The sequence below is a fragment of the Luteibacter sp. SVR4-7G genome (genome assembly GCF_056755555.1).
This window is the reverse complement of the sequence record NZ_JBPGXO010000020.1, coordinates 1-13116: the sequence shown is the minus strand read 5'-3', so window position 1 is coordinate 13116 and position 13116 is coordinate 1. Positions and strand designations below refer to the sequence as shown.

General features: G+C 67.2%; 12 protein-coding genes. 9 read left to right on the top strand and 3 right to left on the bottom strand.

Translation table 11 applies throughout. The annotated features are described in order from the left end of the window. Positions 1–2: 2 nt before the first annotated feature. Positions 3–1043, bottom strand: a complete 1041-nt coding sequence (locus ACR9ZH_RS09475) for a UDP-glucuronic acid decarboxylase family protein (protein WP_481290515.1) — start codon at positions 1041–1043, stop codon at positions 3–5. Positions 1044–1313: 270 nt separating this feature from the next. Here ACR9ZH_RS09475 and ACR9ZH_RS09470 point away from each other — a divergent pair, with 270 nt between their 5' ends. From ACR9ZH_RS09470 to ACR9ZH_RS09440, 7 genes are read left to right on the top strand one after another with little or no spacing between them, the layout of a single operon-like run. After that, complete coding sequence (locus ACR9ZH_RS09470) at positions 1314–2429, top strand: NAD-dependent epimerase/dehydratase family protein (protein WP_481290514.1); 1116 nt, start codon at positions 1314–1316, stop codon at positions 2427–2429. Further along, the gene (locus tag ACR9ZH_RS09465) at positions 2426–4486 is read left to right on the top strand and encodes an SDR family NAD(P)-dependent oxidoreductase (protein WP_481290513.1); all 2061 of its coding nucleotides are present in this window, start codon (positions 2426–2428) and stop codon (positions 4484–4486) included. Before ACR9ZH_RS09470 ends, ACR9ZH_RS09465 begins: the two co-directional genes overlap by 4 nt. Beyond that, entirely contained in the window at positions 4465–5565 is a 1101-nt protein-coding gene (locus ACR9ZH_RS09460) for a glycosyltransferase family 4 protein (protein WP_481290512.1), read from the top strand. The genes ACR9ZH_RS09465 and ACR9ZH_RS09460 overlap by 22 nt, the downstream gene beginning before the upstream one ends. Then, positions 5553–6668, top strand: coding sequence for a CgeB family protein (locus ACR9ZH_RS09455; RefSeq protein WP_481290511.1), 1116 nt, complete (start codon positions 5553–5555; stop codon positions 6666–6668). Before ACR9ZH_RS09460 ends, ACR9ZH_RS09455 begins: the two co-directional genes overlap by 13 nt. Next, on the top strand, positions 6665–7762 hold the full coding sequence (locus tag ACR9ZH_RS09450) for a CgeB family protein (RefSeq protein WP_481290510.1): 1098 nt from the start codon (positions 6665–6667) through the stop codon (positions 7760–7762). The genes ACR9ZH_RS09455 and ACR9ZH_RS09450 overlap by 4 nt, the downstream gene beginning before the upstream one ends. 11 nt (positions 7763–7773) lie before the next feature. Then, complete coding sequence (locus ACR9ZH_RS09445) at positions 7774–8859, top strand: CgeB family protein (RefSeq protein WP_481290509.1); 1086 nt, start codon at positions 7774–7776, stop codon at positions 8857–8859. Positions 8860–8867: 8 nt separating this feature from the next. After that, the gene (locus ACR9ZH_RS09440) at positions 8868–9695 is read left to right on the top strand and encodes a methyltransferase domain-containing protein (protein WP_481290508.1); all 828 of its coding nucleotides are present in this window, start codon (positions 8868–8870) and stop codon (positions 9693–9695) included. Between the two features lie 87 nt (positions 9696–9782). Here ACR9ZH_RS09440 and ACR9ZH_RS09435 read toward each other — a convergent pair whose 3' ends face one another. After that, positions 9783–10673: a manganese catalase family protein gene (locus ACR9ZH_RS09435; protein ID WP_481290507.1), complete on the bottom strand. Its 891-nt coding sequence runs from the start codon at positions 10671–10673 to the stop codon at positions 9783–9785. 209 nt (positions 10674–10882) lie between these two features. On the opposite strand from ACR9ZH_RS09435, the gene ACR9ZH_RS09430 reads away from it, so the two are divergent. Then, positions 10883–11392, top strand: a complete 510-nt coding sequence (locus tag ACR9ZH_RS09430) for a ferritin-like domain-containing protein (RefSeq protein ID WP_481290506.1) — start codon at positions 10883–10885, stop codon at positions 11390–11392. A gap of 13 nt (positions 11393–11405) precedes the next feature. On the opposite strand, the gene ACR9ZH_RS09425 is transcribed toward ACR9ZH_RS09430, so the two are convergent. Then, the gene (locus ACR9ZH_RS09425) at positions 11406–12245 is read right to left on the bottom strand and encodes an SDR family NAD(P)-dependent oxidoreductase (RefSeq protein ID WP_481290505.1); all 840 of its coding nucleotides are present in this window, start codon (positions 12243–12245) and stop codon (positions 11406–11408) included. Positions 12246–12439: 194 nt separating this feature from the next. Here ACR9ZH_RS09425 and ACR9ZH_RS09420 point away from each other — a divergent pair. Continuing rightward, positions 12440–13116: alcohol dehydrogenase catalytic domain-containing protein (locus ACR9ZH_RS09420; protein WP_481290504.1), on the top strand; the 677-nt coding region annotated here is incomplete at its 3' end.

Here is a 13116-nt window from a genome sequence, read left to right as displayed (position 1 = left end):
GCTCAGGCACTGGCGGCCGCTGTCATGCCGGCCGTGCCGCGGCTGTTTCGCCGGCGGGCCGGCGCGAGTTCGCGGCGGAAAGCCTCGATGGTCAGCGCGAGGCCTTCCTCGGCCGGCACGCGCGGGCTCCAGCCCAGCAGTTCGCGCGCGCGGGTGATGTCCGGGCGGCGGCGCTGTGGATCGTTTTCCGGCAGTTCGCCGAATGCGAGCGTCGAGGTGCTCCCCGTGAGCCGGATGATGAGTTCCGCGATTTCCCGGACCGAACGCTCCACCGGATTGCCCAGGTTCATCGGTCCGCAGTGGTCGCAGTCCATGTAACGCACGATGCCTTCGATGAGGTCGGAGACGTATTGCAGGCTCCGGGTCTGGGAGCCTGAACCGAACACCGTGAGCGGCTCGCCGGCGAGAGCCTGGCGGATGAAGTTGGTGACGATGCGCCCGTCGTGCGCATCCATCCTCGGCCCGTACGTGTTGAAGATGCGGATGATGCGCACGGGGAGGCCGTGGTGCCGGTGGAACGCCATGGTGGCGGCTTCCGCGTAGCGCTTGCCTTCGTCGTACATGCTGCGCGGCCCGTTCGGGTTCACGTTGCCCCAGTCGTCCTCCTGCTGCGGGTGATGGATGGGATCGCCATAGACCTCGCTGGTACTGGCGAGCAGGAACTTCGCACCGTGCGAGCGCGCCATGTGCAACAGGTTATGGGTGCCGTAGCTGTTGGCCTCGAGCGTTTCGATAGGCCATTGCTGGTACTTCGGCGGCGATGCCGGACTGGCCAGGTGCATCACCCAGTCCACGTGTCCCTCCACGTCGAAAGGGCGTGCCACGTCATGTTCGACCAGGCGAAACCGCGGGTGGCCGTCGAGGTGCGCGAGGTTGGTCCGCCGGCCGGTGATGAGGTCGTCCACCCCCGTCACGCGATGGTCCCCGGCCAGCAGGCGATCGACGAGATGGCTGCCCACGAAGCCCGCCGCTCCCGCAACGACGACGTGCAACGAACGGGACGGCGGGGCGCATGCCCCTTCCGGCGGAGTTGCCTTTGCCATGACTGTATCCTCATCTGGCGTGGAACGTGACGAAAAGACCAGCGCCCTCGCGAGCGGCCTCGCAAGCGTGGGACGGCGGCAGGTGGAACGAGCGACTACGAGAATGGAAGTCCATTCGTGCGGGAGGGGTGAACAGGCGATGGCCATCCAAACACGATCCTGAGCGCGTCACGCACGTTAAGGATTGTCGTCGCGGCGGCCGATTGAATTCACTCCTTGTGTCCAGGCGCGCGCCGAAGCTGATCCCTTCCTGCGAAGGGAGCATGTCGAATGAGCAAGACCATCCTCATCACCGGCGGCGCCGGTTTCATCGGCTCATGGCTCGCGGACGAACTGCTGACGGAAGGGCATCGCGTGCGCGTGCTGGATCTCCTGGCTCCGCAGGTGCATGGCGCCGAAGGCGGGCGGCCACCCTATCTCGACGACGACGTGGAACTGCTGCAGGGCGACGTCCGCGATGCCGAGGCGGTGCGGCGCGCGCTGAAGGGTGTGGACGGCGTGTATCACCTCGCCGCGTCGGTGGGGGTGGGCCAGAGCATGTATGAGATAGCTGGCTACACCTCGATCAACAACCTCGGTACGGCGGTGTTGCTGGAAGCGCTGGTGGAACGCCCCGTCGAGCGCCTCGTTGTCGCATCGAGCATGAGCATCTACGGCGAAGGCGCCTACATCGATGCCGACGGCCATCGCGTCGCGGGGATCCGGCGCGAGAGGGCGCAGCTCCAACGGGGTGACTGGGAACTGCGCGACGATGCGGGGCGGCACCTCTTGCCCATGCCCACCGACGAGGGCAAGCAGCCGGACCTGTCGTCGGTTTACGCACTGTCGAAATATGACCAGGAGCGCCTGTGCCTCATGATCGGCGAGGCGTACGGCATTCCCACCACCGCGCTGCGCTTCTTCAACGTCTACGGTCCGCGCCAGGCGCTGTCGAACCCGTATACCGGCGTCCTCGCGATCTTCGCCGCGCGGCTCCTCAACGGCAATCCGCCGAGCATCTTCGAGGATGGCTTGCAACGACGCGACTTCGTCAACGTGCGCGACGTGGCCCGGGCCTGCCGTCGCGCGTACGAAGCGCCCGATGCCGCGGGCATGGCCATCAACGTCGGCAGCGGACGGTCGTACACCATCCTCGAGATCGCGCAGCGGCTTGGCGAGGCCACCGGCCACAGGATCGCACCGGAGGTGACCGGGAAGTACCGCGTCGGCGACATCCGTCATTGCGTGGCTGACATCGCGCTCGCGGAGCGGCTCATCGGCTACCGGCCGCAGGTGAGCATAGAGGACGGTCTTTCCGAACTGGTGGAGTGGCTGGGCACGGCCACGGCGGTTGACCGCGTCGTCGAGGCGAGCGCGGAACTCCATCGCCGGGGGCTTACCCTGTGAGCGCGCTTACCGAACGGCAGCTGGGCGCCGTAGCCCAGGCACGCGAGCCCGCCCCGGCAATGGGTGTCCTCGAGTGGTTCTGGATGGGCGACCGCGGACTGGCCGAGGCGGCCATCGACGAGCTTCGCGAACTCGGCGTACGCCACCTGCGTTTCGGCATCTCCTGGGCAGACTTCCTGCGCGAGGGCGGCCCAGGGTGGTATGACTGGCTGGTGCCGGCGCTGGCCCGCCATTTCGAGCTGCTGCCGTGTTTCCTTTACACGCCACCCTCCCTGGGCGAGACGCCCAGTACGGCGTCGCCGCCACGCCGGCTGAAGGACTACGCCGATTTCCTGGACGTGTGCATCACGCGCTACGGCGAGCATTTCGAGTACGTGGAGCTTTGGAACGAGGCGAACAACCTCATCGAATGGAACTACGGTCTCGACCGCGGCTGGAACAAGTTCTGCGAAATGGTCGGCAATGCGGCCGCCTGGGCGCAACGGCGTGGCAAGAAGACCGTGCTCGGCGGGATGTCGCCGATCGATCCCAACTGGCTGGAAACCATGTTCGCCAACGGCCTCATGGCGTACATCGACGTGGTCGGCGTGCATGGTTTTCCCGGCAGCTACGACATGCCGGGCGAGCCGTGGGAGCTGCGCATACAGCGCGTGGCCGACGTGCTCCGGGCGCACGGCCATCCCGCGGAACTGTGGCTGACCGAGACCGGCTACTCCACGTGGCGGCATGACGAGTTCGAGCAGGTGCGCGTCGTGGCCGACGCGGAGCGTCTCCCGGTTTCGCGCGTCTACCTGCTCTCCTTGCGCGACCTTGCCGCGGAACGGCCCTCGCAGGCCGGGTTCCACAACGACGAGCGCGATTACCACTTCGGCATGCTGCGCGAGAACGGGCAGCCGAAGCTCCTGTACCGGCTCTGGGCGACGCATGGTCTTCGCGGCGTGCGCGAAGCGGCGCGCTGGCCGACCCGCCCGAGCCGCGACGTTCCGGTATCGGTGGTTACCGGTGGCGCGGGATTCATCGGCTCCAATATCGCCGACCGGCTCCTGCGCGAGGGGAGACGGGTGCGTATCGTCGACAGCCTGGCGCGGCCGGGCGTGGAGGACAACCTGGGCTGGCTGCGCGAGCGCCACGGCGAGCAGGTCGAGTTCGTGCCATGCGACATGCGCGACCGGCACCATCTCGCCGACGCGATCGGCGGCGCGAGCGAGATCTACCACCTGGCGGGGCAGGTGGCCGTCACCTCCAGCCTCGACGATCCGGTCACCGATTTCGACATCAATCTGGGCGGCGCGGTGAACGTACTGGAGGCGGCGCGCCGGCAGAAGCGCGTGCCGCCCGTGGTGTTCGCCTCCACCAACAAGGTGTACGGAGGACTGGAGGACATCGCACTGGAAGTCGTCGACAAGCGCTACCAGCCGGTCGACCGCGAATGGTTGGCGCACGGCGTCGGCGAGTCGCGCAACCTAGACTTCCACAGCCCGTACGGTTGTTCGAAGGGCGGTGCGGACCAGTACGTCGTGGATTATGCGCGCTGCATGGGCGTGCCCTCGGTGGTGTTCCGCATGAGCTGCATCTACGGACCGCGGCAGTTCGGCACCGAAGACCAGGGCTGGGTCGCCCACTTCCTCATCCGCGCCCTGGAAGGCGAGCCCATCACCATCTACGGCGACGGGATGCAGGTACGCGACATACTTTTCGTCGACGACGTAGTGGACGCTTATCTGCTCGCCGTGCGTCGCATGGCGGACCTGCGCGGCAGGGCGTTCAATCTTGGCGGAGGACCCTCGAACACGATCAGCCTGCTGCAGTTGCTGGACTGGATCGAGGAGCTCGACGGGCGACGCCCTGGCATCCGCCGGTCGGAATGGCGTCCTGGCGACCAGCGCTACTACGTGTCGGATACGCGCCGCTTCTCCCAGGCCACGGGTTGGCGCCAGACCGTGGATGCGCGCGAAGGCGTCGCCCGGCTTTACCGCTGGCTGCGCAGCTACCGGGGCATGGACGATCGCGGCGAACAGCGCGTGGGCGAGTGGTCATGGCTGTCCGCCGCGTCATGATGAGCGCGGACGCGGTCGGCGGCGTATGGACCTTCGCCCTCGAGCTGGCCGACGGTCTCGGCCGGCACGGCATCGAGGTGCTGCTTGCCGTGCTCGGACCGCCGCCCGACGGCGGCCGCTTGCGCGCGGCGCAGCGCATTCCCGGCCTGCGTCTCGCACACGGCGACTTCCCGCTGGAATGGATGCGCGAGGCAAGCGACGCCAACCAGGAAGCTGCCGGCAGGTGGCTGCTCGAACTGGCTCGGGACTTCGCTCCCGACATCGTGCACCTGAACCATTTCTGCCATGGCGGCCTGCCGTGGCCGGCGCCGTGCATCGTCGTCGCGCATTCCTGCGTCGCTACCTGGCACGAATACGTACGCGGCACGCTCCCGGGCGCCGAGTGGGACGATTATCGGCGCCGCGTGGCGGCAGGACTCGCGGGGGCCACCCTGGTGGTCGCGCCCACCGAAAGCATGCTTCGCGACCTGCAACGGATCTACGGCGGACTGCGCCAGGTGGCCGTCGTGCACAACGGCCGCCGGCCCGACGCGTTTCCCGCCGCGCGCAAGCAGCCCTACGTGTTATGCGCGGCGCGCGCATGGGACGAGGCGAAGAACGTCGCCTCGCTCGACGCCGCCGCACCGCTCGCATGCTGGCCCATCCGCGTCGCCGGCGACGTGCGTCATCCCGAAGGCGGCCATGCCCGTTTCGACCACGTAGAGCTGCTCGGCGCGCTGGGCGAGGGCAGCATGGCGGGGCAGTTCGCGCACGCGGCGATCTACGTCCTCCCGGCCCGCTACGAGCCCTTCGGCCTGTCCGTGCTCGAAGCGGCCTTCGCGGGGTGCGCGCTGGTGCTCGGCGACATTCCTTCGCTGCGCGAACTATGGGAAGACAACGCAGTATATGTATCCCCCGACGATCCCGCGGCGATCGCCGCGGCCATAAACGCGCTGGCGCGCGACCGGCGCACGCTGCATTCCCGCGGCGTGCGCGCCCGCAGGCACGCCCGCCGTTACTCGGCGGAGCGCATGGTCGCCCGGTGGCGCGAGACCTATGGGCAACTAGCGCGGGAGGGAAAGAAACCATGCGCGTCGTGATGTTCTACCACTCGCTCGTTTCGGACTGGAACCATGGCAACGCGCACTTCCTGCGCGGCGTGGCATGCGAATTGCTGTCGCGCGGTATCGAGGTCGAGGTATACGAACCGAAGGATGCCTGGAGCGTGGAATCGCTGGTCGCCGAACAGGGGAGGGGGCCGCTCGACGCTTTCCACCAGGCCTACCCGATGCTGCGCAGCCATGTGTACGACCCCGGCAACCTCGACCTGGACGCCGTGCTCGAGAATGCCACGCTGGTCCTGGTCCACGAATGGAACACGCACGAGCTCGTGGCGCGGATAGGCCGGCATCGTCGTGACAACGCGCATTACCGGCTGCTGTTCCACGACACCCACCACCGCGCGGTGAGCGATCCCGCGGCGATGGCGGCTTATGAGCTCGCGCATTACGACGGCGTGCTGGCCTTCGGCGAAGTCATCCGCCAGATGTACCTGCGCCATGGCTGGGCCGCGCGGGCATGGACATGGCACGAAGCGGCCGACACGCGCGTATTCCACCCGCTCGACGGCGCGGAGCGGACGCGCGACCTCGTCTGGATCGGCAACTGGGGCGACGGCGAACGTACGGCCGAACTCCATGAATTCCTGCTCGACCCTGCGCGCGAGCTGGGTCTGGACGGAACCATCCACGGCGTTCGCTACCCGCCGGATGCGCTGGCGGCGTTGCGCGACACGCGGCTGGACTACCAGGGCTGGCTGCCCAACTTCGCCGTGCCCGTCGCCTTCGCGTCCCACCGTTTCACCGTGCACGTGCCGCGTGGTCCGTACGTGCGTTCGCTGCCCGGCATTCCCACCATCCGGCCCTTCGAAGCGCTGGCTTGCGGCGTTCCCCTGGTCAGTGCGCCCTGGAATGACGTGGAGGGCCTGTTCCGTCCCGGCACGGATTTCCTGGTCGCCCGCGACGGTGCCGGGATGCGGCGCCATATGCGCGCGCTGAAAGAAGACCCTGGCATGGCCGACGAACTGGCCGCGCATGGACTCCAGCGGATTCGCGAGCGCCACACCTGCGCGCACCGCGTGGATGAACTGCTGGCCGTCCATGCATCCCTGGCACCCACTCCCACCGCGAGGACCTACGCATGAAGTTCGCCTTCTTCGGATCGAGCCTTGTCTCGGCATACTGGAACGGCGCCGCTACGTATTACCGCGGGCTCATCCGTCACCTCCACGAACGAGGCCACCTGGTCACCTTCTACGAACCCGATGCGTATGGCAGGCAGGCGCACCGGGATATGGACGATCCCGAGTGGGCGAGGGTCGTCGTGTACCCACCGACCACCGACTCGACCCACGCGATGCTCGACGATGCCTCGTCGGCCGACGTGATCGTGAAGACCAGTGGCGTCGGCGTACTCGACCGGACCCTGGAGGAGGGCGTTCTGAGCCTCAAGCGTCCGGGCAATACGGTCATCTTCTGGGACGTGGACGCACCGGCGACGCTCGACAGCGTGAACGCGGACCCTTCCAACCCGTTCCGGCGGTTGATCCCGCAGTTCGACCTGATCTGCACCTATGGCGGCGGAGCCCCGGTGGTGGCGGCATACACGGCGCTGGGCGCGCGCCATTGCGAGCCGGTGTATAACGCGCTCGACCCGCACACCCACCACCCGGTACCACACCGGCCCGGTTTCGCCGCAGACCTCGGCTTCCTCGGCAACAGGCTGCCCGACCGCGAGGCGCGCGTGGAGCGCTTCTTCCTGGCCGCCGCAGCGGCGCGCCCGGAATTGCGCTTCATCCTGGGAGGAAGCGGCTGGGACGACAAGGCCATGCCGGACAACGTCAGGTACGTCGGCCACGTGTATACGCGCGACCACAATGCCTTCAACGTGTCGCCGCGTGCCGTGCTCAACATCAGCCGCGAGTCGATGGCCCGCTATGGCCATTCACCCGCCACCCGTGTCTTCGAAGCGGCGGGGGCGGGCGCGTGCCTGATCACCGACGCATGGGAAGGCATCGAGAGCTTCCTCGAGCCGGGCACGGAAGTGCTGGTGGCGGAGGGAGGCGAAGACGTCGCCGCCCACCTCGACGCCCTGAGCGACGAGCGCGCACGTGCCATAGGCGCGGCGGCCCTGAAGCGGGTGCGGGCGGAACATACCTATGCGCACCGGGCGCGCCAGATCGAGGCCCTGTTGGATGGACGCGCGACCGCCGCCGCGGCACGCGCGGCCGTCGCATGAGAACGACCGGCATGGACATCGTATTCATCGGGTTGTCGATCACGTCGTCCTGGGGCAACGGCCACGCCACGACCTACCGCGGGCTGCTGCGGGAACTGGCCCGGCAAGGTCATCGGGTAAGTTTCCTCGAGAGGGACGTGCCGTGGTATGCGATGCATCGCGACCTGCCCGAGCCACCCTATGGGCAGACCAGGCTCTACGCATCGCTGGACGACCTGCGGACGCGCTTCACCGCACTCGTGCGTGCCGCCGACGCGGTGATCGTGGGCTCCTACGTCCCCGACGGTCAGGCAGTGGGCGACTGGGTGCAGCAGACAGCAGCGGGACTGACGGGGTTCTACGACATCGACACGCCAGTGACCCTGGCTAAACTCGCGGCCGGAGAGCATGAGTACCTGGCGTCGCGACAGATCGCCGGTTACGACCTGTACCTGTCCTTCACCGGCGGACCGACCCTGCAACGGTTGCGCGATACCTACGGGGCGCGGCATGCCCACGCGTTCTATTGCGCCTTCGATCCGGAAGCCTATTTTCCGGAACCGGCAGCGGTGCGCTGGGACCTGGGCTACCTCGGTACCTACAGCGTGGACCGGCAGCCTCGCGTGGAATCGCTGTTGATCTCGCCGGCTCGGCGTTGGAGCGAAGGCCGCTTCACCGTCGCGGGTCCCATGTATCCGGCTTCCATCGACTGGCCCGCGAACGTCATGCGTACCGATCACGTCCCGCCCGCGGAGCACCGGGCCTTCTACAACGCGCAGCGCTTTACCCTCAACGTAACCCGCGACGACATGATCCGCGCCGGCTGGTCGCCCAGCGTTCGCCTCTTCGAAGCCGCGGCGTGCGGGACGGCCATCGTCTCGGACGCCTGGGAAGGCATCGAGTCGCTGTTCGAACCGGGGAGCGAGATCCTGCTGGTGCGCGATGCGGACGACGTGCTCGACGTGCTCAGGTACATGCCGGAAGCCGAACGCGTGACCATGGGGCGGCGCGCCCGCGAACGCGTGATGGACGGCCACACGGCGGCGCACCGCGCCCACCAGCTGGCCTCGCTCATCGCTGCGGCGGCCGCCGCGCGCGATCTCTCCGCCACGGCGTAGGTGAGCCCATGTCCGGCCTGAAGACGCTGCAATCGCATCCCGCCCAGGCGGAGGCCTCGGCGCAAGACATCCACGAACTCGGACCGTGGTTCCACAACCTGCACCTGCCCGACGGACGGCAGACCGCGCCCGACCATCCCCTCGGCGACTACCCGGCGTACAAATGGCGGGCGCTCGCGTCCTGCCTGCCGCCGCGCCTCGACGGGCAGCGCGTGCTCGACATCGGCTGCAATGCGGGATACTTCGCCATCGAGCTGGCGCGCCGCGGCGCGCAGGTCACCGCCATCGACCACGATCCGCATTATTTGCGCCAGGCCGCCTGGGCAGCCGCGCAATTCGACCTGGGCAAGCGGCTTGTATTGCGGGAAGGCGACGTCTATGGACTCGCGAGCACGGGCGAGCGCTATGACATCGTGCTGTTCATGGGTGTGTTCTACCACTTGCGCTATCCCTTGCTGGGGCTGGACATCGCCGCTTCGATGTCCGACGGCTTATTGCTGTTCCAAAGTCTCGCCACCGGCGGGCCGGCGGACGAAATGGATACCTCGGATCCCGGCTACCTCGGGCGCGACAGGCTGCGTGAGGAGGCGTGGCCCAAGCTGGCCTTCATCGAACGCGAACTCGCCGGCGATCCCAGCAACTGGTGGGTACCGAACCCGCCGGCGATGCGCGCGATGCTGCGCTCTGCGGGCTTCGAGCTCCAGGCGATGGCTGATGACATCCACATCTGCCGGAGGACACGGGCCGCCGCGGACGCGGAGCTCCGGCTGGACGACCTGCTCGGACGCCTGTGCGGCGTCGGATGCGAAGCAGTGGAGCTGCCTCGCCGGCGGTAACGAATGCCGCGGACATCGTCCCGCGCGCCATGCGTGCGAGCGCGGCATGGCGGGAAAGCAGGGGCCGTGTGGCGGCCCCTGCTCGAGTCAGCGCGCCGCTTCCTGCTGCAGCGTGCCAAGGTCCGCGCCGGTCACCGGGTCCCTCGTCGGATCCGACTTGCCACGGACGATGAAGGCATCGATCGCCGTCTGTTCCTCGGCCGACAGTCCGACCTCCGCGTGACCGTCGCCGCCGTCGACGGGCAGGCTGTCCTCGGTCGGCGTGATGACCTTGCTGAATCCCTTGCCCTCGCACCAGGGACCCGTGCGGTCGCCTTCGCCGCGCGAGGTGTTGACGTAGGTATCGCTGAAACGGGGATCGCCGGGGAGCTTGCCGGGCGGGAAGCTCTTGTCCATGGAGTACAGCGCCTTCTCGAACGATTTCTGGTGGGAGATTTCGCGCGTCATGAGGAAGGTGAGCGCGTCGCGGACGCCGGGATCGTCGGTCACGTTGATCAGGCGCTCATAGACGATTTTCGCGCGCGCTTCCGCGGCGATGTTGGAACGCAGGTCGGCCGTCGGTTCGCCGATGGTGTCCACGTAGCCCGCGTTCCATGGCACGCCGGCGGAGTTGACCAGCGAGGGCCCGCCACCATAGAGGATCTGCGTCACGTGGCTATCGTTGCCCGCGCCCTGCAGGGCTCGATACATCTCGGCCTGCTGGTCGACCGTCTCGGCGAGCATGCCCTTCGCACCGCGGTTCAGCATGGCGATGATGGAGCCGATCACCTCGAGATGGCTCAGCTCCTCGGTCGCGATATCGAGGAGCATGTCCTTGCGGCCCGGGTCCTCCTCGGCCAGTGCCTGCGTGAAGTAGCGCATGGCGGCGGCCAGTTCGCCCTGCGGACCGCCAAACTGCTCGAGCATCAGGTTGGCCAGGCCGGGATTGGATTCGTTGACGCGGACGGTGTACTGGAGTCGTTTATTGTGATTGAACATTGCCGGCTGCACTCCTGGTCGGTTGCGTGGTTCGTCATCTTTTCCAAAGCCAGGTGCATAGGGCGGACATCGCGGGTGAGGGCGGCGTTTACTCTGCTGAACCAGGCAGGCCGCGTGTCATCGCGCCGTCACGCCGCCTCGCTGCGCGCTGCACGTCCCTTTGGGAAGCATTACCGCTCCTACCCACCGATACCGACAGGAGCGACACCATGGCCGACATGCGCGAAAACCTCCTCGACTGGCTTCGCGATGCCCACGCGATGGAGCAACAGGCGGAGCAGATGCTGAAGGCGCAGGCCTCCCGCATCGAGCATTACCCGATCGTGAAACAGCGCATCGAGCAGCACCTGCAAGAGACGCTCGATCAGCAGGCATTGCTGAAACAGTGCATCGAACGCCTCGGCGGCTCGCCGTCGGCCATGAAAGACATCATGGGCAAGATGGCCGCTTTCGGCCAGGCGGCCGGCGGCATGACCAACTCCGACGAGATCGTGAAGGGCGCCATTTCCAGCTACGTTTTCGAGAACCTCGAGATCGCGACCTACACCGCGCTCATCGCGGCAGCCCAGACCGTGGGCGACCTCGAGACCAAGCGCGTGTGCGAACAGATCCTTCCCCAGGAGCAGGCGATGGCCGAGTGGGTGCTCGAACACCTTCCGCAGCTGACCGAAGAGTTCCTTGTGAGGGACGCCACGCCCGACGTCGAAGCCAAGCGCTGACGGCGCCGGCGCCTCAGGCGGGTGGCGGCGATTCCTTGTCGCCGCGCACCCGCCGCGGCGACTCGACGTCTTCGTACATCTTCTCGTTCATGCGCGACTGCATGTGCTCGGACATGAACCGGCGGGAGAACACCATCGCCTTGTTAACCGCGCCGACTACCGCGACGCGCTCTCCGGCCATGACGGCCTCATAGCCAGCCTGCGCGACTTCCTCGGGGTCCATGAGGTTCGCCTTCTGGAAGGCGAAGCTGTCCTCGAGGTCGCCCTTCGGAAAGAAATCCGTGTCCGTCGGGCCGGGACAAAGCGCCGTGACGGTGACGCCCGTGTCCTCGAGTTCGGTGGCGATGGCTTCGCTCCAGGAGAGCACGAAGGCCTTGCTGGCGTGGTACACCGACATCGTCGGCCCGGGCTCGAAACCCGCGATGGAAGCCGTGTTGAGGATGCGGCCGTGACCGTTGCGGACCATGCGCGGCAGGAAGGCCGAGGTGAGGCGAAGCACGGCCTCGATGTTGAGGCGGACGATCGACAGGTGGGTCGCCAGCGGGACCTCGGCATAGTTGCCCTTGAAGCCGTGCCCGGCGTTATTGACGAGGATGCCTATGTCCCATCCCGCGCTTTCCAGCGCGGTCTCCACCGCGGCGAACGATTCCTTGCGCTCCAGGTCCACCGCTATGCGCAGGGTCTCCACGCCATGCCGCCGTTCGAGATCGGCCGCCAGCGCGTCAAGCTCGGACGCTTCCGGCGCGATCAGGCACACCGGGTGGCCGTGAGCCGCGAAGCGGTGGGCGAGGTGCAAACCGATGCCGCTGCTCGCGCCGGTAATGACCACGCGATCCATAGTCTGAGTCGTCACGGGAATCTCCGATACGTCTGGAAACCCTCCGGAGCGTACCCCACCTGCATTCAGCCGACGTGCTTCCGCGATGAAGGAGGGGCACACGTCGGTGAAGACGTTCGGCGATGTGTTCCACCGAGGCACGCGGCCTTGGCGCTCCGGTGACAACGCGCATCGAAGGATGCACGAGGTCCTCGCCAGCGGAGTCGACGATGCTTGCCACCACTTACCGGCGCCCTTATCGCGTGAGCGCCCGCCAGGTTCCCGATCCGGTCATCGAACATCCGCTGGACGCGGTCGTGCGAGTGCTGCGTTCGTGCATCTGCGGTTCGGATCTCCACCTCTACCACGGGCTGGTGCCGGATACGCGGGTAGGTTCGATCTTCGGCCACGAATTCGTCGGCGAGGTCGTCGACGTCGGCTCCGGGGTCAGGAACCTCAAGGTCGGCGACCGCGTGCTGGTGCCCTTCAACATCTTCTGCGGCACCTGCTACTTCTGCCAGCGCGAGCTCTACAGCAACTGCCACAACGTGAATCCAGCCGCCACGGCGGTCGGTGGCATCTACGGCTATTCGCATACCACGGGCGGATACGACGGTGGCCAGGCGGAGTTCGTCCGCGTGCCGTTCGCCGACATCGGACCGACGGTGATCCCGCCGGGCATGCACATCGAGGATGCCGTGCTGCTGACCGACGTCGTCCCCACCGGATACCAGGCCGCCGAGATGGGCGACATCCGCGAGAACGACACCGTCGTGATCTTCGGCGCCGGACCGATCGGCATCATCGCCGCCCGTTGCGCCTGGCTGATGGGAGCAGGGCGGGTCATCGTGGTCGACCACGTCGATTACCGGCTGGATTTCGTCCGCCGCTACGCGCAGTGCGAGAC